We start from the raw sequence: 23,797 nt of genomic DNA, 5'->3' as shown, positions 1-23,797 counted from the left end.
CATTTCCGATCAAAACGAAAAGGAGAATGGATATGAATTTTACTTTTACAGAAGAGCAGGAAATGTTGCGCAATACGGTACGAGGTTTTGTGGATAAGGAAATTATGCCGTACATCGGGGAATGGGATCGTGCCGGCCAGTCCGATCCAGCAATATTCAAACGGCTTGCCGAACTCGGTTTGATGGGGGTGTGCATTCCAGAAGAATATGGCGGAAGCGGGATGGACTATAATTCATTAGCCATCGTTTGTGAAGAATTGGAACGGGGAGATACCGCTTTCCGGACGGCTGTCTCCGTCCATACGGGATTGAATAGTATGACGTTATTGCAGTGGGGGACGGAGGAACAAAAGAGGAGATATTTAATTCCCCAATCGAAGGGTGAGAAGATTGGGGCCTTCGGTTTGACGGAGCCCGGGGCCGGTTCGAATGTCGCGGCTCTGGAGACGACCGCGAAGCGCGAGGGGGATCACTATATCCTCAATGGTCAGAAGACCTGGATCTCTCTCTGTGACATTGCGGACAACTTCATCGTGTTTGCTTATACGGGTGACCGTGCAGAAAAACATAAAGGGATTTCAGCATTTATCGTAGAACGTAGTTGGGAGGGGTTCTCATCAAAAGCGATCAAAGGGAAATTGGGAATCCGCGCGGGGAATACGGGGGAACTTTTCTTTGAAGATGTGAAAGTCCCGAAAGAAAATCTGCTTGGCAAAGAGGGCGAAGGATTTAAAATTGCCATGGCAGCACTGGATAACGGCCGTTTCACTGTCGCAGCCGGAGCTGTCGGGCAAATCATGGCTTGTCTGGAGGCGAGTGTGAACTATTGCCACGAACGTGAAACGTTTGGCAAAGAGATCGGCAAGCATCAGCTTGTCCAGCAGATGATTGCGAAGATGGAAGCGGGTTATCAGATGAGCAGATTGCTCGTGTACCGCGCCGGAGAATTAAAGAATGCGGGCAAACGGAACACGAGAGAGACTTCGCTCGCCAAATGGCAGGCATGTGATTTTGCCAATCAAGCAGCGGATGATGCCGTACAAATCCACGGGGCTTACGGTTATTCGGATGAGTACCCGGTCGAGCGTTACTTGCGAAATTCCAAGGCGCCGGTCATTTATGAAGGGACACGTGAAATCCATACGATCATGCAGGCGGAATACGTACTTGGGTACCGGGAAGATAAGCTGCTGAATCAAATGCTCCCTGCCTGGAAAGTCGAACAGACCATCTAGTCCGCGGTAAAGGGGGAAGCCCACTGACGATGCTTCCCCTTCCCAAAGACTTGATTGCAAACGGTTACATAACCCTTGGATCCGTTTAAATAAGACCATCTGATGGGAGTGTGGATGAAGATGAATTTTGATTTTGATATTGAACAGGTGTCTTTTCAGGAGATGTTGCGGGACTTTTCACTGAAAGAACTCCTTCCCCAGTATACGAAATGGGATCGAGACAATACCTTCCCTCGGCATTTATGGAAAAAGCTTGGGGAACTGGGCGTCAACGGACTTCGGATCCCGGAAGAATACGGGGGGAGCGGCGCGGATTGCGTCATGACCGGTATAGCTGCGGAGGAAATCGGCAGGGGAGATTTCAATTTGACGTATGCGGTCATGTTAAATGCCCTAGCGTCAGAGATCATTAGTAATCACGCGACGGAAGAATTGAAGAAAACGTGGCTTCCTCAAATTGCGAGCGGCGAAAAAGTGGTCGGTGTCGCCATTACCGAACCGGCGGCGGGAACAGATGCAGGCGGCATCCTTTCCACTGCTAGGCGGAAAGGGGATCATTATATCCTGAACGGTGAAAAGTCCGGAATCAGCGCGGCGACAATCGGTGATATGTTCATCGTGTTTGCCAAGACCGACCTAGATGCGGGAAGCCGGGGGATCAGCGCATTCATCGTTCCTACCGATCTCCCGGGGGTGGAATGCAAAGGCTATGACGATATGGGGAATAAGCTGATCGGAAGAGGCTCCGTTTATCTGAATGATGTGGAAGTGCCGGCTGAGAATTTGATTGGCCTAGAGAATCGCGGGTTTGCCCAAGTGATGAACGGTTTCGACTTAAGTCGTTTGCTCATCGGGCTCCAATGTGCCGGAGCGGCGTTCCAAAGCATTGATGAAACGATCGAACATGTGAAGAACCGGCATTCATTCGGAAAACCATTGGCGACCTACCAGGGCGTCTCCTTTCCGATCGTTACCCATTACACCAACTTGGAATTGATCAAATGGCAAGCCTATCGCGGTCTATGGCTGCGAGATCAAGGAAGAAAGCATTCCAAAGAAGCGTCATCCGTGAAATGGCTCGGCCCTAAAATGAGTCAAGAAGCTATTCACGAGTGCATGTTGCTAAATGGGCATTATGCCTATACGGAGGAGATGCCGCTGGAGCAGCGCTTGCGGGATGTGATCGGTTTGGAAATCGGGGATGGTACGGCCCAGGCGAATAAATTTGTCATTGCCAAAGAGATCATTGGAAAAGAGTATCGACCGTATTGATTTCTCAAAATAGGAAATGGAGGACGACAACATGGAATTACAAGATGTGATTTATAAAAAAGAGGATGGGGTGGCAACGATCACCATCAACCGACCAGAAGTGTATAATGCTTTTCGCTCTCTGACCGTAAAGGAGCTGATTTGGTCCTTTCGGGATGCGTGGGATGACAACCAGATTGGGGCCGTTATTTTAACTGGTGTCGGAGAGAAAGCATTTTGCACGGGAGGCGACCAAAGCAAAAAGGGGGATGATAGCGGATATGATGGTTCTGGCGGGCTTGGCGGCGGTATCGGAATGGAAATCGAAGCATTGCATCATACGATCCGGAATATTCCCAAACCGGTCATCGCGGCAGTGAATGGCTATGCCATCGGAGGCGGGCATGTGCTTCACGTCATCTGCGACCTGACCATTGCAGCCGAAACGGCTATCTTCGGACAGACCGGCCCGAAAGTGGGCAGCTATGACGCCGGCTTCGGCTCGGCTTATTTGGCCCGCGTTGTAGGAGAGAAAAAAGCAAGGGAAATCTGGTACTTATGCGAGAAGTACTCCGCAGAAGAGGCAAAGGAAATGGGACTGGTGAATAAAATCGTACCGGCTTCAGAATTGATGGCCGCTGCGGAGGATTGGGCGAGAAAAATTGCTGAAAAGAGCCCGACAGCCATCAAAATGTTGAAATACTCATTCAACGCAGATTCGGCAAACATCAGTGGTATTACACAAATGGCGATGGGCAGCCTAGCCATGTTTTACAACACGGAAGAATCCGCGGAAGGACGAGATGCTTTTCTGGAGAAACGCCCTGTGGACTTTAAAAAATTTAGAGGATAGCAAATAAGGAGGAGTAATAATGGGATATGAGACAATCTTAGACTCTGCTTATCTGAATAACTATCAATCAAAGTGGCCGAATAAAACAATTTTGGACTACCTAAATGAACAAATTGCAAAGTCTCCGGATAAAGTTGCGATTATTGATAAAAAAAGCCGCTATACGTATAAAGAACTTGGTGAACTGGTCGATCGCGTTGCACTCGGACTATTGGAAATCGGTTTGAAAAAAGGAGACGTCATTTCATTCCAACTTCCCAATTGGAATGAGTTCGTCATTTTATATTTTGCCGCTACGCGTATCGGAGCGATCAGTAATCCATTGATCCCGATTTACCGGGAACGTGAAATTGGTTTTATGGTGAAGATGGCAGAGTCCAAAATGATTGTCATTCCCGACGAGTTCCGAGGGTTCCAATATGCAGAGATGATTGGCAAACTACTGCCGCAATGGCCTTCCATGGAACATGTCTACGTACTGGGGGACAAGATCCCGCCAGGCATGAAGTCTTTCGATTCCTTACTTGCAGAGCCATGGGAAAAACGGAGGGATGTCGCCGTACTTGATGAAATTATCCATGATCCGAATGAAGTGACGGAAATCATCTTCACTTCAGGAACGACAGGAGATCCAAAAGGAGTTATGCATACGCATAATACGATTAATATCGCGGCTTCCTATTGGGTCGATCATCTATCGTTGACGCCTGAGGATACTATTTTCATGGCTTCGACGTTCGCGCATCAGACAGGATTTCTTTATGGTGTCAATTTACCGATCATCTATGGAGGAACAGGTGTCTTCCAGGATATTTGGAATCCGGAAGAGTTCCTTGAATTGATTGAGAAAGAAAACATCACCTTCACGGCGAGTGCTACGCCGTTTTTACAAGATACTGTCAAAGCGGCAAAAGCGAGCACAAATGATGTAAGTTCTCTTCGGATTTTCATTGCAGTCGGGGCACCGATCCCGCGTGTTCTCGTAAAGGAGGCGCGTAAAGCGTTGCCATGTGCCATCTTGACGGGTTGGGGGCAAACGGAAAATGGCATGGTGACCATCACCTTGGTGGACGATACGGAAGAAAAAATTACGGGTACGGATGGTAAAGCGTTTCCGGATATGGAAGTGAAAGTGGTCGATCCATCGGGGAACACATTGCCGCCTCATGAAGAAGGCTATCTGATGTGCAAAGGACCAGCTTTGTTTGTCGGCTATTTGAAACGAATTACAGAAACGAAAGCCGAATTCCAGGACGGCTGGTTCACTACGGGGGATAGCGCGGTGATGGATGAGGACGACTATATCCGAATTACCGGACGTGTCAAAGACATCATCATCCGAGGCGGTGAAAATATCCCAGTTGCGTACGTTGAAAATGTCCTCTATGAACATCCGGATATTGAAACTGTTCAGCTCGTGGCGGTCCCGGATGATCGTCTTCAAGAGAAGGCCTGCGCTGTCGTCAAGATGAAAGAGGATAGGGCTCCGCTGACGAAGGAGAAGATACAAAAATTTCTGGAGGAAAAAGGGATCGCAAAGCAATATTGGCCGGAATATCTTGAATTGATGGACGAGCTGCCGACTACTGCGAGTGGAAAAATCCAAAAATTCAAGCTTCGTGAAATGATAAATGAAAATATCTCTACTCATACGATGGGGTAGGCAAAGGATGGGGGAATGTCCGATGGAAAAGCGGATTGCATTTGTGACAGGTGGCGGGAGCGGCTTGGGAAGGGAGATTGCCCGAGTCCTTGCCTCGCAAGCGATGAAGGTCGTCGTGGCGGATATCAATAAAGAAAATGCCGAGGAAACAGTTGCGCTGATCGAGGAAGAGGGCAATGAAGCGAAAGCGGTCTATTGCGATGTCTCCGATTTGGAAGTCGTACAGAACGCCGTGAAGGAATCTGTCCAACATTACGGAAAAATCGATGTGTTGATCAATAATGCGGGATGGGACAAAGTGGAGCCGTTCCTCCAGAGTGAGCCTGACACTTGGCAAAAAATCATCAATATTAACCTGCTTGGCCAAATCAATACTTGCAAAGAAATTTTACCTCTCATGATTGAAAATGGCTATGGAAAGGTGGTCAATATCGCTTCGGATGCCGCCCGAGTCGGATCGAGCGGGGAAGCAGTCTATTCCGCCGCAAAAGGTGGTGTTGTAGCGTTCACGAAGACGTTGGCGCGTGAGATGGCACGTCATAAATTGAACGTGAATTGCGTCGCTCCTGGACCTGCCGATACACCTCTATTCCAAAAGATCGGGGAAGAATTCGAAGGGCTTGCCAACTCTTTGGAAAAAGCGATCCCCCTTCGCCGATTGGCACAGCCAAAAGATATCGCGGGGGCAGTCGCTTATTTCGTTTCGGAAGATGCGGAGTATGTGACAGGCCAAACGCTCTCCGTCAGTGGCGGTTTGACCATGATTTGATGTTGGGGGAGCCGTCACTACATTGGATAGTGCGGCTTTTCTTCTTTTGTAAGGTTCGTTCAAGCAGCTATGCACGCATGGGAGGGATGGAAATGGATCTTGGCATAAAGGGAAGGACAGTGTTGGTTACCGGTGCTGCAAAAGGAATCGGAAGAGCGATTGCGACAGCGCTGGCGGAAGAAGGGGCCCATGTGGCGCTTCACTACCAAACTTCGGAAGAGGAAGCGCAGGAAACGAAGGAAATGATCTGGAATTCAGGAGGCCAGGTTACCTTGGTGAAAGGGGATCTTGCTTCGCTGGAAGATGTGCAGCATATGAAGGATACGATTGAGTCGGAGCTCGGCTTTGTCCATTCGATTGTAAATAATGCCGGCTATGCACAGTACAAACCTTTTTTTAAATACAGCCCCGATGAATGGAGACGGGAGGTAGATGTGTGCCTCTATGGAGTTGTCCATCTGGCACATGTGTTCATTCCGGATATGATAGAACAAAAGGAAGGTAAATTGATAAATATTATAGGAGATTCTGCCCGTACCGGTGACCGGAATTTGATCATATCTGCAGCTGCCCGAAGCGGCGCGGTCAGTTTTCTAAAATCCTTGGCGCAAGAGGTCGGACGCCATCAGATTCAATGTAATACGGTTTCGCTAGGACTGATCGATCAAGGGCAGTCGTATGAAGCTGCTACATTGGATAAAATCTTAAAACAATATCCATTGAAACGGCTAGGAACACCGGATGATGTAAAGGGGGCCGTCCTTTTTTTATTATCGTCTTTGTCAGATTGGATCACAGGCCAAGTACTGTCTGTCAATGGAGGACAAAGCATGATGGATTAATCCATACACAAATAGAATGGAGGAATTGCAATGCTGGATACATTAGCGCCTGAAATCGATCAAATCAAACAAATGGTTCGAAACTTTGTGGACAAGGAGGTGGAGCCTCTTGCCCAACAAATTGAAGAGGAAGATCATATTCCTGGACACCTAGTGGAGACAGCGAAGGAACTAGGCCTGTTTGGAATGAGCATACCGGAAGAATACGGTGGAATCGGCTTAAGCGTTGTTGGAAAAGCAGCCGTCCTAGGGGAATTGGGACGTTCCAGTAATGGCTTTGCCACCTTGATTAGCGCTCACACCGGAATTGGAAGTGTCGGCTTGGTCCGATTGGGTTCCGAAAGACTAAAACAGAAGTATTTGCCGGATATGGCAATCGGTAAAAAGATCGGTGCGTTCGCCCTCTCGGAGCCGGGAGCGGGATCGGATGCGACAAACTTAGCGACGACCGCAGAAAAGCGCGGAGATAAATGGATACTCAATGGGACCAAACATTTCATCACCAATGCACCGATCGCAGATGTTTTTACAGTGTTCGCTTTGACGGATAAAGAAAAAGGGGCAAAAGGGGGAATCACTTCATTCGTCGTGGAAAAAGAGTTTCCCGGGCTGACCATCGGCAAGCAGGATAAAAAAATGGGGTTGCGTGGCTCCTATACGGCTCAGCTGATTTTCGATAATTGTGAGGTGCCGGAGGAGAATGTCATTGGAGAAGTCGGCATGGGGTATATGTCGGCATTGAAAATTTTAGGCGAAGGCCGGGTGGGGCTTGCCGCCAGAGCAGTCGGGTCCTGTAAAAAGTTAATTGAATTATCCGCTTCTTATGCGCAAGAACGAGAGCAATTCGGAAAACCGATTGCAGAAAATCAGGCGATTCAATGGATGCTGGCCGATATGGCGACGGAAACGGAAGCGGCCCGCATGCTAATGCTGAAAGCTGCGAACCTGTTGGACGCCGGAAAGAAAGCGATTAAAGAAGCCGCTATGGCCAAGTTATATGCCTCCGAAGTATTTAACCGGGTCGCCGATAAAGCGGTTCAGATCCATGGCGGCATGGGATATGTATCCGACTATCCAATTGAAAGGTTTTACCGGGATGCACGAATCACGACCATTTACGAAGGGACGAGTGAAGTGCAGCGGATTATTATCGCTCGGGATGTGTTGCAAGCAAACCAATAAAAAATGTCGGGTGAGATGGTTCTTAGTGTGAAGGATGGAGTGAATATAGAAAATGGAAATAAATAACGTAGCTGTCGCAGGTTCTGGCGCGATGGGGTCGCAAATTGCGATGGTCTGTGCGCTTGCGGGTTATCCAGTCGTGTTACAGGATATTTCACAGGAAAGCCTCCAGCATGCGAAGCATTTTCTGGAAAAGCAGATGGAACGGCGGGTCGAAAAAGGGAGATACTCAAGGAGAGAGGTCGGGGAGGCATTCAGGCGCCTCACCTTTACGACCGAAATTGAAGAAATGGAGAATGCCAATATTGTCATTGAAGCGATTGTTGAAAAATTGGATGCCAAGCGAGAGTTGTTTACGAAGCTCGACCGGCTTGTTGCCCCCGATACGATATTGGCAACAAATAGTTCGACCATCGTCAGTTCGAAAATAGCCGATGCTGTCAGCCGGCCGGAAAATGTTTGCAATATCCATTTTTTTAATCCTGCCCTTGTCATGGAGCTGGTTGAAGTGGTGAAAGGTCCTCATACTTCTGAGGGAACTGCTGCAAAAAGTGTGGAATTCGTGGAGAGCATCCGGAAAGTGCCCGTGTTGCTCAACAAGGAGATTTCAGGTTTCATTGCCAATCGAATTCTTGGAAAATTAACAGATGAGGCGATCTTTCTCTATGAAAATGGCTATGCGACGCCGGAAGAGATCGATCTTGCCTGCATGAAAGCATTGAATCATCCGATTGGTCCATTCGCACTGATGGATTTGACTGGCTTGGATGTACATTACCTCGTTCGGAAGCAGCGGTATGACGAAAGTGGTGATGAAAAGGATAAGCCGTCGCGGACTGTTACTGAAAAAGTGGAAAAAGGCGAACTTGGCAAAAAGACGGGAAAAGGATTTTATGATTACGACGCCCAAGGCAATCGGTTGGGCCGTTAAATGCAAACCACAGGCAGGAGGGAAGGGGAATGAAAAGCTATCGCAATATCATCGTCGAAAAAAAGAATAAACTAGCCTATTTGATCATTAATTTACCGGAACAACGAAATGCCTTGAGTAAGGAAACGCTGGATGAAATGAGGAACGCACTAGAATGGCTGAAAGAAGACGACGAGACCCATTGCGTCATTTTTACGGGACAAGGGGATACATCATTTGCGGCAGGAGCAGATATTAAACAGCTGGAAAACCGCCGGCCGATGGATGTCTTTTCCGTCGGAAGCATGCAGGACGTCTACGATTATATCGAAGCGTATGACAAACCAACTATCGCCATGGTAAATGGATTTGCACTTGGCGGTGGATGCGAGCTCGCGATGGCCTGTGATATTCGGATCGCTTCCGCTACTGCAAAATTTGGGCTTCCCGAACTGAATCTTGGCGTCATCCCAGGGGCAGGGGGCACACAGCGGCTGGCCCGTCTGATCGGTAAAGGAAAAGCGATTGAATTGATTCTGACAGGAAAAATTATCACTGCGGAAGAAGCCGAAAGAATCGGTCTGATTTCCGAATATGTTTCTCAAGATCGGTTGCAAGAGGCGGTGGAAGAAACGGCAAACTGCATCATAACAAAAGGTCCATTAGCTGTGAAGCTTGCTAAAATGGTTATTCACACAGGATTTGATACGGATATGAAGGCAGGTTTGCTCATTGAAAAGCTTGCACAAGCCGCCTTATATTCGACAGAAGATAAAATGGAGGGCACTCGTGCCTTTTTAGAGAAACGCACACCTGAATTTATTTCAAAATAGCTTTTTAGCTGGTAAATGAAGAAACAACCTGTACTTGTCCTAAGTCACAGGTTGTTTCTTTTTCGATACCGCGGTTTGATAGCTATGTAATCCCATGCCGATAACGATGATAACAACGCCGGCCAATGATATCGGGCCGGGCAGGGGGAGGCTGAGAATCAACATTTCCCCGATCATGGCGAAGATGAGTTCTGTGGATTGGGTCGCTTCCACAGCTGCCAACTTTCCTTGATCCTCTCGAACAAGGTCGGTTGCCATAAAGAACAGCGATGTCGCAATGACACCTGAACTGACTGCTACGATGAGAGATTGGACAACCTGGCTCCAAGACGGCGGCCCGACTGTCCATAAAGCGTAGATTGCAAATCCGATCCAAACGGGAAGCGTCATGAGTGTCATGGCGAGCACCCGTTGGAACATGTCGAGCCGCCCGCCGAGCAAGTCCATCATTTTCCGGTTCCCGAGCGGATAGGCGAAAGCGGCTATCAATAAAGGCAAGGTTCCGAGCCATAAGACTTGCGCCTCGACATTTTGCGCATTCGGAATCTGGATGATTACGACCCCGATGAAGATGATGGATGAAATGCCGAGCGACAATAGAGGAATGCGCTGACGTATATTTCGTTCGCCTTGACTCGTTTGCACCCTAACTGAAAAGAGCGGTGCCAGGAGAACACCAGCAACGATCGTCAATTGCCAAGTTCCGGCGAGCAGCCATCCGGGACTATAAGCAGCGGAGAAGGTGAGTGGTGCATAGAAAAGGACGAATGCTACGAAGCTCCAAAGAAAAAATGGAGTGGGTTTTGCGGACATCTCTTTTTTCACATCGCCGAGCCCTTTCCGGTACGCCACAATCGCCACCAAGAATGGAACCATGAAAAAATAGCGGAGTGAAGCGCTCCAGAGCCAGCTGCCGCCCGATAATTCCATCGAGCGGTTCAAGACAAAGGTGACTGCGAAGAAGAGGGAGGAGAGAATCCCGATCCAAATGGCTTTCATTTCAAACTCTCTCAGACGCGAGCTTCGAAAAGCTTCACGGCCTCAATGATGACCTCGGTCGCCTTCACCATATTATCAGCGGAGATATACTCGTATTTCCCGTGATAGTTTTCGCCGCCTGTAAAGATATTCGGCGTCGGCATGCCCATATAGGACAGCTGGGACCCATCCGTTCCTCCCCGGATTGGGATGATCGCCGGCTTGATATCCAATTGCTTGAATGCTTCCGCAATAATGTCGACAATTTCCATGACCGGCTCGATTTTTTCCCGCATATTGAAGTATTGGTCTGTCAGTTCTAGTGAGATGGCCTGCTCTCCGTACCGTGTTTGCAAATCCTTCACTGTATTTTCGAAAAGCTGCTTTCTTGCTCCGAACTGATTACGATCAAAATAGCGGATGATATAATGGAGTGTCGTTTCTTCAACCGATCCATCCACCTCCATCAGATGAATGAAACCTTCATATCCTTCCGTCTTCTGTGGAATTTCCTTCGCGGGCATCGCTGCTTGAAATTCGTGGGCGATCAATAGCGAATTCACCATCTTGCCCTTGGCGGAGCCGGGATGGATATTCGTGCCGTAGAAGGTGACTTTCGCTCCGGCTGCATTAAAACTTTCATATTGCAACTCGCCGAGCGGTCCTCCATCCATCGTGTACGCAAACTCGGCGCCGAATGCCTCCACATCAAATTTATGCGGCCCCCGTCCGATTTCTTCATCTGGAGTGAACGCGACACGCAGTTTCCCGTGCTTGATCTCCGGATGTTGAATCAAGTATTCCATCGCCGTCATGATTTCTGCGATGCCGGCTTTATTATCCGCACCTAGCAGGGTTGTCCCATCGGTGGTGATCAATGTGTGGCCGGCATAATTCGTGAGCTCGGGGAAATCGGAGACCTTCATAATCGTGTTTTCATTCAACCGGATATCTGTCCCGTCGTAGTGATCCACCCGCTGAGGATTCACATTCTTCCCTGTATAGTCCGTCGCCGTATCCACATGGGCAAGAAATCCGACGACAGGAACATCCCGGTCCGTATTGGCGGGCAAGGTGGCAAATAAATAGCCATTGTCGTCCAATGTGATTTCCTGCATGCCGATTGCCTTCAATTCCTTCTCCAGCTCATACAATAAATCCCATTGCCCTGGTGTGGAAGGGGTCGATTGGCTATCTGCGTCCGATTGTGTATCGATTTTGGCATACCGGATTAATCGTTCAATCAGGCGTTCTTTCATAACTGCATTCCTCCTTTATCGAATTTCCTCTTCATCCAGCTTAGGTTTTATCTTATCAGACTTTTCTGCCTCGCGGAATAGATGACGCCCCAGCTGCCGATACTCGCTGCAATAGGATAGTTGCACAACGGGGTTCAATCGCCGTACATCATTTTTAGTTCTTTGATAAACACTTCGACATGCCGTTTTTCACCCATCAACGGAGAGTGTAAAGTGGAAAACACTCTTTTTTGCGATATGACATCCACTTTCAATGGAACGAGCTCTCCCCGGTCCAGCGCTCTTTTTGCCGTATAGACCGAAACGGCGGCAATGCCGAGGCCGCTCAACAATGCCTGTTTCACGCCTTCATTGGATCCGAAAATGGTGCAGGACGGGTTGACCTGGCCGATGGAACGCAGCAGATAATCCGTAAATTGCCGGGTACCGGATCCCTTTTCACGCATGATCCAATGGGCTGATTGGAGATCGGCCAACTCGACATGGTCCAGTTTGGCAAGCGGATGTGTATTCACTGCCACCAGAATCAGTTCGTCAAACATGAACGGCTTGATAATCAATTCTTTTGCAGGCACACTTCCTTCGATGCAACCGACATCGCATCGCAGTTCGCGGACCGCCGTCTCCACATCCTCGGTATTTTCAATCGTTACTTCGGCCTGCAAATGGGGAAATTTCTGGTGGAGCACTGTCAATACTTCGGGCAATAAGTATTCCCCGATTGTATAGCTGGCGGAAATCCGTAGCTTGCCGCTCACTTCTTGATGTTTCCATAAAATTTCCTCTTTTGTTTTCTCCGCGAGTTTCAACAATTGGATTGCCCGTTCATAGAGCAGTTCCCCCTCTGGCGTGACGTGAAAGGTTCGATGGGAACGGACGAGCAGGGGGACATTCAACTCGCTCTCCAAGTTTTTAATATGAAGGCTAACGGTCGGCTGTGCGAGATTCAGCTCTTTTGCCGCTTTCGTGAAGTTCTGGTGTTCCACAACGGTTATAAAGGTTTTCAATTCTTCCAACAGCAATTGGATGGCCCCCTCCTTGCATCAGGAAAACTGATGGATTCTATTGGAAATACTCATTTTACTGATGATGGAATCCATTCTATCATGGAATAGAAGGAGAGGTTACTTTGAATAAAAATTTCTGGACAGGTATCGGCTTAACGCTAATCATCGCGGTGATCGCAAAACTGGCAACGTCGCTTCCTTATCTCTCGTTGATTGGCCCGTTAGTCATCGCGATTTTAATCGGAATTATATGGAATACCTTTTTCCCCGTCCGGACTACTTGGGAGCCGGGCATCCAATTTTCATCCAAGAAACTATTGCGCGCAGGAATCATTTTGCTCGGGATGCGTTTGAATCTGAGCGATATTGCGGCCGCGGGATGGCCTGCTTTTCTACTGGCGACGAGCAGTGTCGTCATTGGGATTTCGGCTGTATATGGGGTCGCTAAACTGCTGAAAGTGGATAGTACGATTGGCTTTTTGACAGCCTGTGGAACAGGGATTTGCGGCGCGGCAGCCATCGTTGCTGTTTCATCGCAACTGAAGGCAAAGGCCGAACAGACCGCGGTAAGCGTGGCAATCATCGCACTGCTCGGCACGTTGTTTACATTCCTTTATTCTATCTTCTATTCGGCACTGGGGCTGTCGAGTGAAGCATACGGCATGTTCGCAGGCGGCACGCTTCATGAAATCGCGCATGTCGTGGCAGCAGGAGATGTTGGGGGAGCCGCGGCTCTCGATTTGGCGTTGGTCGTCAAATTGACGCGCGTCATCCTGTTGGTTGTGGTCGCAGCAGGTGTCGGCTTCTGGATGGCGAAAAGAAATCGGCAGGAAGGGGAGGCTTTCAGCTTCAGGAAACTCCCGATTCCATGGTTCATTTTCGGCTTTTTGGCGATGAGCGCCATCTACTCGACGGGAATCGTACCTGAGCAAGTCGCTTCCATGCTCGTGTCATTGGCTTATGTATTAATGGCGATGGCGATGGCAGGTCTCGGATTGAATGTTAAATTGTCGGCATTTAAGCGGGCAGGCGCAAAACCTTTCATTGCCGGATTGGGCGGTACAATTATCCTAGTGGCAGTCGAATATGGGTTTATAAGCTTTTTATTTTAATTAAAACTCTTTTTAATGAAAGAAAAGGCTGTCCGAAATTTTTCCGGACAGCCTTTAAACGTTACACAATGGAGTAATTTTTATGGGAGACGACGGTCAAGTTGGATGCGGCACCGATCCGTTCGGCATCCGCCTCCGAAAGCTCAACAATGACGGAGTTCTCCAAAATTTTGAAGATCGTGCCATTAACTCTATGATCATTACGGACGAATGAAATCTCTTCGTCGATTTCGCGCGCGGCGACAAAATCGCATACATCCTTTTCCTTACGTGGAAAGGCCATTCAGATTCCCCCCAATGTCTAGTCTCATCTCGCAAATAAAAAAACTTAGGCAATACCTAAGCATGGAAGATGGTGACAACTATATACCTTTGGAAGTTGTCTTCCTATTATTGTATCATAGTTTTAACAACACCACGAAAGAAGTCTCCCTCTTCAAGCGTGTGAAGAGCGAAGCCCAACGGTAAGGGGGAGATGAATTTCGGTTGGCGGTAGCCAAAACCTCTTTTTTCTGCTATAATAAGAACATATATTCCCGTTGAAGTGGAGGAGCGAGGTGATATAAAGTGGCACACAAAGCATACAAATTCCGGTTGTATCCGACAAAGGAACAGGAGGAATTTCTAGCTAGGACATTCGGATGCGTCCGTTTTGTCTATAATAAAATGCTTGCCGAACGAAAGGAAACCTATGAGCGATTCAAAGACGACAAGGAATTGCTGAAGAAACAGAAGTTTCCGACGCCCGCCAAGTACAAGAAGGAGTTCGAGTGGCTCAAGGAAGTGGATAGTCTAGCACTCGCAAACGCCCAATTGAACCTGCAATCGTCGTTCTCCCGTTTCTTTTCCGGCAAATCCGGCTACCCGAAATTCAAAAGCCGCAAATCCAGGCAATCCTACACGACCAATCTGGTCAACGGGAACATCAAACTTCTGGATGGCTCCATCAAACTGCCGAAACTCCAACCCCTCAGAATGAAGCAGCATCGTAAGATCCCATCGCACCAAATCATCAAGTCCTGCACCATTTCCCGCTCCGCCACAGGAAAATACCATGTTTCCATTTTGACCGAATACGACCACACACCAAGTAAAAGAGAGATCCGAGAAGTGATCGGATTGGACTTTGCCATGCACGGCCTGTTTGTCGAAAGCGAGGGGGGTAAGAAAGCCAATTACCCGCGGTTCTACCGACAGATAGAAGAGAAGCTGGCAAAAGAACAACGGATTCTTTCCAAAAAGACAAGAGGCTCTTCTCGCTGGAACAAACAGCGAGTCAAGGTGGCTCAGCTGCATGAGAAAGCGGCGAAACAGCGAAAGGATTTCCTGCACAAGGCGTCCCGGAAATTGGCGGACCGGTATGACGGCGTCGTGATCGAGGATCTCCACATGAAAGGGATGTCGCAAGCCCTTCGCTTGAGCAAAAGCGTCGCCGACAACGGATGGGGGATGTTCACGGCATTCCTCCGTTACAAATTGGACGAACAGGGCAAGCCACTCGTCAAAATCGACAAGTGGTTTCCCTCAACCAAGACGTGTTCGGATTGCGGCAGCGTGAAAGACACATTGCCTCTTTCCGAACGGACCTTCTCCTGTGAATGCGGGTTCGTCCTGGACCGGGATTGGAATGCTGCCCGCAATATCAAGAAGGAGGGCCTTCTGCTAATCGGTCTATCCTGAAACAAAAACTCTTGGGACAAGAGGGTTAGCCCGGTCTATTTTCGTCGGCTGCCAAAAGCGGCGATAAGTCGGGAAGCCCCCACTTCAAACGCAAAGCGTTAAGTGGTGGGTAGTTCACATAATGTGGAAACTCCGATAGGTTTTTCAGTATTAGAAGAAGATTCTTTTAGCTTGTCGTGCGAACTGTCCGTCGCCGGATTATCGAGAGTTGACATTATACCTCGAGGGGTATATTATAAAGACAATGAACACGGAGAAAGGAGCTGATAACATGGAGTACAGCGATCAGGTGAAAAATCGGTTGAAGCGGATCGAGGGCCAAATTAAAGGCATCTTACGTATGATGGAAGAAGACAAAGATTGTAAAGAAGTCATTACACAATTATCGGCTTCCCGTTCGGCAATCGATCGCGCGATTGGCGTAATTGTCAGTACGAATCTGATTTCCTGCATTCAGAATATGGAAGAGAACGATGCAAGGGTGCAAGAGGATATTGTGAAAGAAGCAGTCGATCTTCTCGTAAAGAGTCGCTAATGACTCTTTCTTTTTCGGAATAAATTATACCCCGCGGGGTAATTATTAAAAAGGAGAGATTTTATTGGAAGAAACAAAAAAGACGACCATCGTCTTGTTCAGTGGAGATTATGACAAGGCGATGGCCGCGTATATCATTGCAAACGGGGCGGCGGCCTATGATCATGAGGTGACCATCTTTCATACGTTCTGGGGATTGAATGCACTGCGAAAAGACGCACCAGTACCTGTGAAAAAAGGAATCCTGGAAAGGATGTTCGGAAAGATGATGCCTCGCGGAGCCGATAAAATGGGCATCTCCAAAATGAATTTCGCGGGCATGGGACCGAAAATGATCAAACATGTCATTAATAAGCATAACGCCATGACATTGCCGCAATTGATCGATATGGCGCAGGAGCAAGATATCAAATTGGTCGCCTGTACGATGACGATGGATCTTCTTGGGTTGGATCAAAAAGAATTGATGGACGGTGTGGAATATGCCGGGGTTGGCGCCTATTTGGCAGATGCACAAGACGGCCAGGTGAACTTATTCATTTAAAAGGAGAGAGAAACAATGAAAGAAATCACGGCTACGGATCTACTAGAAGCGATGGAGAAGAAGGAACCGATCCATCTAATCGACGTCCGCGAAACGGATGAAGTCGCGGAAGGGAAAATCCCGGGGGCGGTCAATATCCCGCTTGGCTTATTGGAATTCCGTCTACATGAATTAGATAAATCAAAGGAATACGCGATGGTTTGCCGTTCGGGAGGGCGCAGCGGAAGAGCCGCACAGTTGCTAGAGAGCCATGGATACAAAGTAGTCAATCTGGCGGGCGGCATGATGGAGTGGGACGGTCCGACCGAATAATTTTTTTGCAAAAATAAATACCCATAGGGGCATAAGTAAAGGAGAACATGCAATGATCCAATCTCATGTAATACTTGATGCAAAAGGATTGGCGTGTCCGATGCCGATCGTCAAGACGAGGAAAGCGGTAAAAGAAATGGAACCTGGTGAAGTGATTGAAGTTCAGGCTACGGATAAAGGTTCGACAGCAGATTTGAAAGCTTGGGCGGACAGTTCGGGGCATCACTATTTGGGCACCATCGAAAAGGATGGCCATCTGAAGCATTATGTCCGAAAATCGGCAGGAGAAGAAATCGCAGAAACACGTCATCTGCATATCGTCTCCAATGAAGAACTCCAAGCTATCTTGGAGGACCATGCTGGCAATATCGTGCTGGATGTGCGCGAATCGGCGGAATATGCGTTCAGCCATATTCCGGGTGCTCTTTCCATTCCATTGGGGGAACTTGAGGACCAAATGGCGGCTCTTCCGAAGGGGGCACCAATCTATGTCGTATGCCGAACTGGAAACCGCAGCGACTTGGCTGCGCAACAGTTGACGGAAGCAGGTTTCACGGATGTCAAAAATGTCGTTCCCGGAATGAGTGCATGGAACGGGCCGAGTGAAAAATCTATTTAGAGAAGAAATACAACAGGGGGTATGAAAAATGTCACTTAAACCGATGACCGCAAGTGAAATGACGAAAAAGATTGTAAAGAAAGAACCGGTTTTCATTCTCGATGTACGAAATGAGGACGCATTTGCAGACTGGAAAATCGAAGGGGAGCACATCCAGCATCTCAATATCCCTTATTTTGACCTGTTGGATGGTGTGGAGGATATCATGGACCAGCTTCCGACCGATCAGGACATCGTAGTCGTCTGTGCCAAAGAAGGTTCTTCCGTGATGGTAGCGGAGATGATCGCAGAACAAGGCCGGGCCGCGTTCTATTTGGAAGGGGGCATGAAAGCTTGGAGCGAACATTTGGAACCGGTCAAAGTCGGTGATTTGGCGGATGGAGGTGAATTGTATCAATTCGTTCGGATCGGCAAAGGATGCCTTTCCTATATGATCGTTTCCCACGGGGAAGCGGCAATCGTCGATGCGACCCGGATGACGGATGTGTTCATAAGCTTTGCGGAAGAATTGGACGCAAAAATCACTCATGTGTTCGACACGCATTTGCATGCCGATCATATTTCGGGAGGACGTAAAATCGCGGAGCAGGTGGGCGGTACGTATTGGCTTCCTCCGAAAGATGCAGGCGAAGTGACATTTGCCTATGAACCGCTCGAAGAAGGACGGGACGTCCGGATCGGCAAGTCGACGATCGCCATCCAACCTCTTTACTCGCCGGGGCATACGATTGGTTCCACTTCCTTCGTGGTAGACAGCAAGTATTTACTGTCAGGCGATATTTTGTTCATCGATTCCATCGGACGTCCGGACCTCGCCGGTTTAGCAGATGACTGGGTCGGCGATTTGCGGGAGTCTCTCTATAAACGGTATAAGGAGTTGTCCGGAGAACTCCTCGTCCTTCCCGCTCACTTCATGATCATCGATGAATTGAAGGATGACGGCAGTGTCGCGGAGAAGCTAGGCGTTTTATTTGAACAGAATCATGGGCTGAATGTGGAGAGTGAAACTGAGTTTAGGAGAATGGTGACGGAGAATTTGCCGCCTCAACCGAATGCGTATCAGGAAATCCGGAAGACGAATATGGGTCGAATTACGCCTGATGAAGAGACGCAACGTGAAATGGAAATCGGCCCGAATCGATGTGCCGTACGATAAATCAACCAAAGGAGAAGATATAAATGAATTCAACAAAATTTTTAGATGCAAAAGGGCTTGCCTGCCCGGTGCCTGTTGTCCGTGCAAGGAAAGCGATCAAGGAATTGGCGGAAGGTGAGGTCTTGGAAATCCATACGACGGATAAAGGTTCGGTAGCGGATTTGACTGCCTGGTCTAAGTCAAGCGGCCATCAACTGCTGGAGCAATCCGAAGAGGCCGGCGTATTCCAGTTTTGGATTCAAAAGGGCTGATGTCTGAGAAAGGAGGGGGTTGAGATGGATTTCGCTTTTATTGTGACGATGTTCCTGATCGGATTTATCGGCTCATTCATTTCCGGGATGGTGGGAATCGGTGGATCCATCATCAAGTACCCGATGTTGCTCTATCTCCCGCCGTTGCTCGGGGTGGCAGCGTTCACCGCCCATGAAGTGTCAGGAATCAGCGCTATCCAAGTGTTTTTTGCAACAATTTCTGGCGTCTGGGCGTATCGGAAAAGCGGGTTGATCAACAAAGCGCTCCTCCTTTATATGGGAGTCAGTGTTCTGCTGGGGAGTTTCATCGGTGGATTCGGGTCGGACCTGCTGTCGGAGAATATGGTCAACCTGGTCTATGGTCTGTTGGCGACCATCGCCGCCATCATGATGTTCGTTCCGAAAAAAGGGTTGGACGATATTCCAGCCGAACAAGTGACATTCAATAAATGGGTGGCGGCAAGTCTCTCGTTTCTCGTCGGGATTGGAGCCGGAATCGTCGGTGCAGCGGGTGCGTTCATCTTAGTGCCGATCATGTTGGTCGTCTTGAAAATCCCGACCCGCATGACGATTGCCACATCGCTGGCGATTACATTCCTATCCTCTATCGGTTCGACGGTTGGAAAAGTAGTGACCGATCAAGTATTATATGGCCCTGCCGCCATCATGATTGTTGCCAGCGTCCTAGCCGCGCCGCTTGGAGCGAAAGTCGGCCAAAAGATGAATACTAAAATATTGCAAGGGATTTTGGCAGTTCTCATCCTGGGAACAGCTATCAAAATATGGTTGGATTTTTAATGAACAAGGGCTGGCATGGAAACGGAACTTCCATGCCAGCCCTTATCTGTTTTTCAAAGCATGAAGTGAACTAATGGTTGTCCAATCAATGGATAGAAGAATTTTTGGCAGCTTTAGAAGGTAAAGCCAGAGAAAAAATAGCGCATACGAGCGAGACTATCACTACACCGGCTCCGACGCTGGCCGTGCTGACCACAGAACCGGTAGAATCTAGCACCGCTCCGCCAATCCCCGAGCCCAAAGCAATCCCGATTTGAAGGGCAGAGTTATTTAGGCTCTGGTGTATATCGGAAGAATCGGGATCGGTGTTGATCAGATAATTCTGCATAGGAGGCGCCAAAGCCCAGCTTAATGCGCCCCACAGCATCATCACAGCAAAAAATACTATATGGGAAAATGTAGAGTAGGGTAGTGCGAAAAGGATGAAAGCAAAAGAGCCAATGACAATCAAAATGCTTTTCGGCGATCCGATTTGATCAGCCAATGTTCCCCCTAAAGCGCCGCCACTTACCGCTGCAATTCCAAAAAGAAGATAGCTGATGCTGATCCAATACGGGTTGAAATGCAAAGTGGTTTCTAGAAAAGGTGTAAAATACGCATAAACTGTATAGTGGCCGGCTAACATGAACATCATCGCTAAATGTGCGCCTACAATTTTAAAATTTCCGAGGGATTTCATCTGTTCCGATAGCGGCAGGATGTTCCCCGAGGGGACTTTCTCCAAAAGTGTATAAACCAGTACAGCGGAACCGATTGAAAGAACAGCAATCCCTAGAAATACAGTACGCCAGCCAAACGCCTCGGTCACCACAATCCCGATCGGCACCCCCAACACGAGCGAGGAGCTGATCCCCATATAGATGATGCCCAATGATTTGGCGCGGTGCATCGGCTCTACAATCCGGGAGGTAATGGTCAGGGAAAGTATGATAACTAAAGATGCACTCATAGCGGTAATAATCCTAGCGACCATGACGAGCGAAAAAGTAGGGCTGAAATACGTCATTAGATTTCCAATGAAAAATACTGTCAACGCGATAAGATACAACTTTTTTCGCTCTATTTTTGCGGTTACCGATAAAAGGACAGGACCGGAAATGGCATACACAAGAGCAAAAACGGTAATAAGTTGTCCAGCAGCATGAAGGGACACTTGTAAATCCTCCGCGATGATAGGCAAGATCCCACCAACAATCAATTCCACCAATCCTACAGTGACAGCGGCTGCTGCCAGTATGAAAACTTTAAAATTCATGAAAAATACCTCCGATATATATAAAGATGCTCTGTAATTAAATTTCTAGGCATAAAAAAATCCCGACTACAATTGAATTATGTAGTCAGGATGTAACGGTTCCTGGTAGAGACCCTCAAACCATATTATTGAGGTTATACATACAGAGCTTATAAAAAATTTCTGTTTTCAAACCTACCATACTTATTTCGATTTATCAAGTCTGGGAAGGCCGAATTGGTTTCTATACCGTTTTTTTCTTTTTAAATACGGCTGAAACCCGGTTTTCCTGTCCATTTCGCAGACGTTTAAAGTTTTCAAGATGCTTCCAAATAGCCAAAAGGAACAACAGCGCGGCCAAGCCGACTTCCCAAACACCGCCGATCCAGAAAGCAGTGAAAAGAAGGACGACGTATAACGCCATCACTCCGAAGACGATAAAATCCGTTATGCAAGTGACTACGATGAAAAGGAGTAGACCAATAAGTCCTAATTTCCAATCAAGGGCGAGCAGAATCCCAATCAGTGTAGCTGTCCCTTTCCCGCCATCGAATCCCATATGGAACGGGAAGATATGCCCGATGACCGCTGCTGTACCTGCAAGAAATAACAAGGCGGAGCCGATGCTTGCGGATAATCCCGCAAACTCGATAGCCCAGCCTGCGAGCCAGACGGCCAGCACGCCTTTCCCGATATCAATCAAAGCAACAAGCGCGCCGAATTTCTTGCCTAAGACGATGGTGGCGTTAGAGGCACCTGCATTTTTGACACCAGTCTCTTTCAAATTGACTCCGGATAGCTTTTGAGCAACAACCGATCCATGCAAGCATCCGATGGCATATCCCCATAGTAAGATTCCGAATAACCAAATACCCATAAAAAATTCCCCCATAATCGGTATATCTAGAGTATAGCATCTTTAATTAAGCACAAGTTTCAGAAATTTTCCAACAAACTCTTGACAAAGAAACCGAGCAACCTCTATACTGTTTCACAAGATGGAAAACTGAAATCTACACAACTCTTATCAAGAGCGGCGGAGGGACTAGGCCCTGCGATGCCCGGCAACCGGCAAGTCAACCACTTGTTAAGGTGCTACTTCCTACAGATTCGTGCAAACGATCTGAAAGATAAGGGGAGGAATAGCGAAAGCCTAACCCTCTTCTTAAGCGAAGGGGGTTTTATTTTATCTAAATCTAGCAGGTGTTAAAACAGCTACTGGATTTAGAACAAGCCTGCGGCGGATATCGTCATAGATCTTTAGAAGAGCTTTTCGAGCAAGCTCGAGAAGAATCAGAAATCAATTGCATCAATTGTTTCCGAACCCTGCCGTGCCTGTAATTCCATCTAAACCACTACACTTTTGGAGGTAATCAATTATGTCAAGTTTGCATCCTGAAACACTTTTACTGCATGGCGGTCAGAAGCCTGATCCGGTAACGGGATCCCGCGCGTTGCCGATCCATCGTACGACTTCTTATGTCTTCCGTGACACGGAGCATGCACAAAATCTGTTTGGCCTTCAAGAAGCAGGCAATATTTATACACGTATTACAAACCCGACTGTATCGGTCTTTGAAGAGAGGATTGCTCTTTTGGAAGGCGGTTCCGCAGCGGTTGCACTATCCTCCGGGATGGCGGCCATCGCGTTCTCCGTTATGAATATTGCAGGTGCGGGAGATGAAATTGTTGCGGCAGGCAATCTCTATGGCGGAACATACAATCTATTCGCCGTCACATTACCGCGCTACGGCATTAACGTGAAATTTGTCGATGCAACTGACCCTGAAAACTTCCGTGAGGCTATAACCGATAAAACGAAAGCATTGTTTGCTGAAACGATCGGTAACCCGAGTCTCCACGTCTTGGATATCGAAGCGGTGGCGAACATTGCGCATGAGAATGATATTCCGCTATTGATCGACAATACATTTGCTTCCCCTTACGGTTGCAATCCGGCTGAATTCGGAGCGGACGTCATCATTCATTCGGCTACAAAATGGATTGGCGGTCATGGCACGACTATCGGCGGCGTAGCGGTCGATGCGGGAAAATTCGATTGGACGAAAGGCAAATTCCCTGGATTCACAGAACCGGATGAAACCTATCACGGACTCCGCTATGGCATCGATACGGCAGGCGCCGCATTTGCAACGAAACTGCGTGTACAACTGCTGCGTGATTTCGGACCTTGCTTGGATCCGGACAGTGCATTCAACTTCCTGCAAGGATTAGAAACACTTCATCTGCGTGTGACGAGACATAATGAAAACGCACTGAAAGTAGCGGAATTCCTGCAAGAGCATCCTTCCGTCGAATGGGTGACCTATACAGGGTTGGAAGATCATCCATCCTATGGGGCAGCGAAAAAGTATTTAAAACACGGTGCGGGTTCTATTATTGTATTCGGCATCAAGGGCGGCCGTGAAGCAGGACGGAAAGTGATCGACAACGTGAACATCTGGTCACATGTAGCCAATGTGGGGGACGCAAAATCTCTTATTATTCATCCTGCTTCGACGACTCATCAACAATTGAGCGCAGAAGATCTGATTACCTCCGGAGTTACAGAAGAACTCATCCGTCTATCTGTCGGATTGGAATCGGCAGACGATATTATTGCTGACTTGAAACAAGCCATCGAAAAAGCGACAGTTGAAGAAGCTTGATAACCAACCAAAAGAGCGATTTCCCATTCGAAATTGCTCTTTTATTTTGGTTATTTAAAGCATTTATAATTATATGAGTATAACTTATTAATAGAAAAATAGGTA

General features: G+C 48.0%; 25 protein-coding genes and 2 riboswitches. Of the genes, 19 read left to right on the top strand and 6 right to left on the bottom strand.

The window, feature by feature from the left end:
- The first annotated feature begins 32 nt into the window (after nt 1-32).
- The 9 genes from MKY41_RS12850 (at nt 33) to MKY41_RS12810 (ending at nt 9,538) form a co-directional block, all read left to right on the top strand.
- Entirely contained in the window at nt 33-1,235 is a 1,203-nt protein-coding gene (locus tag MKY41_RS12850) for an acyl-CoA dehydrogenase family protein (protein ID WP_340745390.1), read from the top strand.
- A gap of 120 nt (nt 1,236-1,355) precedes the next feature.
- Nucleotides 1,356-2,507 carry an acyl-CoA dehydrogenase family protein gene (locus MKY41_RS12845; protein WP_340745389.1) on the top strand — a complete coding sequence of 384 codons (1,152 nt, stop codon included), beginning with the start codon at nt 1,356-1,358 and terminating at the stop codon, nt 2,505-2,507.
- Between the two features lie 31 nt (nt 2,508-2,538).
- Complete coding sequence (gene menB / locus MKY41_RS12840; RefSeq protein WP_340745388.1) at nt 2,539-3,339, top strand: 1,4-dihydroxy-2-naphthoyl-CoA synthase; 801 nt, start codon at nt 2,539-2,541, stop codon at nt 3,337-3,339.
- A gap of 19 nt (nt 3,340-3,358) precedes the next feature.
- On the top strand, nt 3,359-5,002 hold the full coding sequence (locus MKY41_RS12835; RefSeq protein WP_340745387.1) for an AMP-binding protein: 1,644 nt from the start codon (nt 3,359-3,361) through the stop codon (nt 5,000-5,002).
- A gap of 22 nt (nt 5,003-5,024) precedes the next feature.
- Nucleotides 5,025-5,771, top strand: a complete 747-nt coding sequence (locus MKY41_RS12830; protein ID WP_340745386.1) for an SDR family NAD(P)-dependent oxidoreductase — start codon at nt 5,025-5,027, stop codon at nt 5,769-5,771.
- A 92-nt stretch (nt 5,772-5,863) separates the two neighbouring features.
- The gene (locus MKY41_RS12825; RefSeq protein WP_340745385.1) at nt 5,864-6,613 is read left to right on the top strand and encodes an SDR family NAD(P)-dependent oxidoreductase; all 750 of its coding nucleotides are present in this window, start codon (nt 5,864-5,866) and stop codon (nt 6,611-6,613) included.
- A gap of 30 nt (nt 6,614-6,643) precedes the next feature.
- Nucleotides 6,644-7,795 (top strand): acyl-CoA dehydrogenase family protein, encoded by a 1,152-nt coding sequence (locus tag MKY41_RS12820; protein ID WP_340745384.1) that lies wholly within the window; start codon nt 6,644-6,646, stop codon nt 7,793-7,795.
- Nucleotides 7,796-7,847: 52 nt separating this feature from the next.
- Nucleotides 7,848-8,726: a 3-hydroxyacyl-CoA dehydrogenase family protein gene (locus tag MKY41_RS12815; RefSeq protein WP_340745383.1), complete on the top strand. Its 879-nt coding sequence runs from the start codon at nt 7,848-7,850 to the stop codon at nt 8,724-8,726.
- A gap of 29 nt (nt 8,727-8,755) precedes the next feature.
- On the top strand, nt 8,756-9,538 hold the full coding sequence (locus MKY41_RS12810; RefSeq protein WP_340745382.1) for an enoyl-CoA hydratase/isomerase family protein: 783 nt from the start codon (nt 8,756-8,758) through the stop codon (nt 9,536-9,538).
- Between the two features lie 39 nt (nt 9,539-9,577).
- Here MKY41_RS12810 and MKY41_RS12805 read toward each other — a convergent pair whose 3' ends face one another.
- The 3 genes from MKY41_RS12805 to MKY41_RS12795 all read right to left on the bottom strand — a co-directional run bounded on the left by MKY41_RS12805 (nt 9,578) and on the right by MKY41_RS12795 (nt 12,797).
- Nucleotides 9,578-10,537, bottom strand: a complete 960-nt coding sequence (locus MKY41_RS12805) for a DMT family transporter (RefSeq protein ID WP_340745381.1) — start codon at nt 10,535-10,537, stop codon at nt 9,578-9,580.
- An 11-nt stretch (nt 10,538-10,548) separates the two neighbouring features.
- On the bottom strand, nt 10,549-11,775 hold the full coding sequence (gene pepT, locus MKY41_RS12800) for a peptidase T (protein ID WP_340745380.1): 1,227 nt from the start codon (nt 11,773-11,775) through the stop codon (nt 10,549-10,551).
- 134 nt (nt 11,776-11,909) lie between these two features.
- On the bottom strand, nt 11,910-12,797 hold the full coding sequence (locus tag MKY41_RS12795; protein WP_340745379.1) for a LysR family transcriptional regulator: 888 nt from the start codon (nt 12,795-12,797) through the stop codon (nt 11,910-11,912).
- Between the two features lie 107 nt (nt 12,798-12,904).
- On the opposite strand from MKY41_RS12795, the gene MKY41_RS12790 reads away from it, so the two are divergent.
- Complete coding sequence (locus MKY41_RS12790) at nt 12,905-13,894, top strand: YeiH family protein (RefSeq protein ID WP_340745378.1); 990 nt, start codon at nt 12,905-12,907, stop codon at nt 13,892-13,894.
- 61 nt (nt 13,895-13,955) lie between these two features.
- Here MKY41_RS12790 and MKY41_RS12785 read toward each other — a convergent pair whose 3' ends face one another.
- Nucleotides 13,956-14,177: a DUF2187 family protein gene (locus MKY41_RS12785; RefSeq protein WP_041072713.1), complete on the bottom strand. Its 222-nt coding sequence runs from the start codon at nt 14,175-14,177 to the stop codon at nt 13,956-13,958.
- 284 nt (nt 14,178-14,461) lie between these two features.
- Between MKY41_RS12785 and MKY41_RS12780 the strand changes: the two genes are divergently transcribed.
- The 8 genes from MKY41_RS12780 to MKY41_RS12745 all read left to right on the top strand — a co-directional run bounded on the left by MKY41_RS12780 (nt 14,462) and on the right by MKY41_RS12745 (nt 19,789).
- Entirely contained in the window at nt 14,462-15,574 is a 1,113-nt protein-coding gene (locus tag MKY41_RS12780) for an RNA-guided endonuclease TnpB family protein (protein ID WP_340745377.1), read from the top strand.
- Between the two features lie 271 nt (nt 15,575-15,845).
- Nucleotides 15,846-16,109 carry a metal-sensitive transcriptional regulator gene (locus MKY41_RS12775; protein WP_340745376.1) on the top strand — a complete coding sequence of 88 codons (264 nt, stop codon included), beginning with the start codon at nt 15,846-15,848 and terminating at the stop codon, nt 16,107-16,109.
- 58 nt (nt 16,110-16,167) lie between these two features.
- Nucleotides 16,168-16,653, top strand: a complete 486-nt coding sequence (locus tag MKY41_RS12770; RefSeq protein WP_340745700.1) for a DsrE/DsrF/DrsH-like family protein — start codon at nt 16,168-16,170, stop codon at nt 16,651-16,653.
- Between the two features lie 15 nt (nt 16,654-16,668).
- Complete coding sequence (locus MKY41_RS12765; RefSeq protein WP_340745375.1) at nt 16,669-16,965, top strand: rhodanese-like domain-containing protein; 297 nt, start codon at nt 16,669-16,671, stop codon at nt 16,963-16,965.
- 52 nt (nt 16,966-17,017) lie between these two features.
- A complete protein-coding gene (locus MKY41_RS12760; RefSeq protein WP_340745374.1) occupies nt 17,018-17,584 on the top strand; it encodes a sulfurtransferase TusA family protein in 567 nt (188 codons plus the stop codon).
- A 28-nt stretch (nt 17,585-17,612) separates the two neighbouring features.
- Nucleotides 17,613-18,740 (top strand): MBL fold metallo-hydrolase, encoded by a 1,128-nt coding sequence (locus MKY41_RS12755; protein WP_340745373.1) that lies wholly within the window; start codon nt 17,613-17,615, stop codon nt 18,738-18,740.
- Between the two features lie 23 nt (nt 18,741-18,763).
- Nucleotides 18,764-18,991: a sulfurtransferase TusA family protein gene (locus MKY41_RS12750; RefSeq protein ID WP_340745372.1), complete on the top strand. Its 228-nt coding sequence runs from the start codon at nt 18,764-18,766 to the stop codon at nt 18,989-18,991.
- A gap of 24 nt (nt 18,992-19,015) precedes the next feature.
- The gene (locus MKY41_RS12745; protein WP_340745371.1) at nt 19,016-19,789 is read left to right on the top strand and encodes a sulfite exporter TauE/SafE family protein; all 774 of its coding nucleotides are present in this window, start codon (nt 19,016-19,018) and stop codon (nt 19,787-19,789) included.
- An 85-nt stretch (nt 19,790-19,874) separates the two neighbouring features.
- Here the strand turns inward: MKY41_RS12745 and MKY41_RS12740 are convergent, their stop codons facing one another.
- On the bottom strand, nt 19,875-21,044 hold the full coding sequence (locus MKY41_RS12740) for an MFS transporter (RefSeq protein ID WP_340745370.1): 1,170 nt from the start codon (nt 21,042-21,044) through the stop codon (nt 19,875-19,877).
- Nucleotides 21,045-21,106: 62 nt separating this feature from the next.
- Nucleotides 21,107-21,206: riboswitch (purine riboswitch) on the bottom strand.
- Nucleotides 21,207-21,267: 61 nt separating this feature from the next.
- The gene (locus MKY41_RS12735) at nt 21,268-21,900 is read right to left on the bottom strand and encodes a glycerol-3-phosphate acyltransferase (RefSeq protein ID WP_340745369.1); all 633 of its coding nucleotides are present in this window, start codon (nt 21,898-21,900) and stop codon (nt 21,268-21,270) included.
- Nucleotides 21,901-22,044: 144 nt separating this feature from the next.
- Nucleotides 22,045-22,160: riboswitch (SAM riboswitch) on the top strand.
- Nucleotides 22,161-22,402: 242 nt separating this feature from the next.
- Between MKY41_RS12735 and MKY41_RS12730 the strand changes: the two genes are divergently transcribed.
- Complete coding sequence (locus MKY41_RS12730) at nt 22,403-23,692, top strand: O-acetylhomoserine aminocarboxypropyltransferase/cysteine synthase family protein (protein ID WP_340745368.1); 1,290 nt, start codon at nt 22,403-22,405, stop codon at nt 23,690-23,692.
- Nucleotides 23,693-23,797: the final 105 nt, after the last annotated feature.

It is taken from the genome of Sporosarcina sp. FSL W7-1349, assembly GCF_038003045.1.
Lineage (GTDB): Bacteria > Bacillota > Bacilli > Bacillales_A > Planococcaceae > Sporosarcina.
This window is presented reverse-complemented; position numbering and strand designations above follow the sequence as displayed.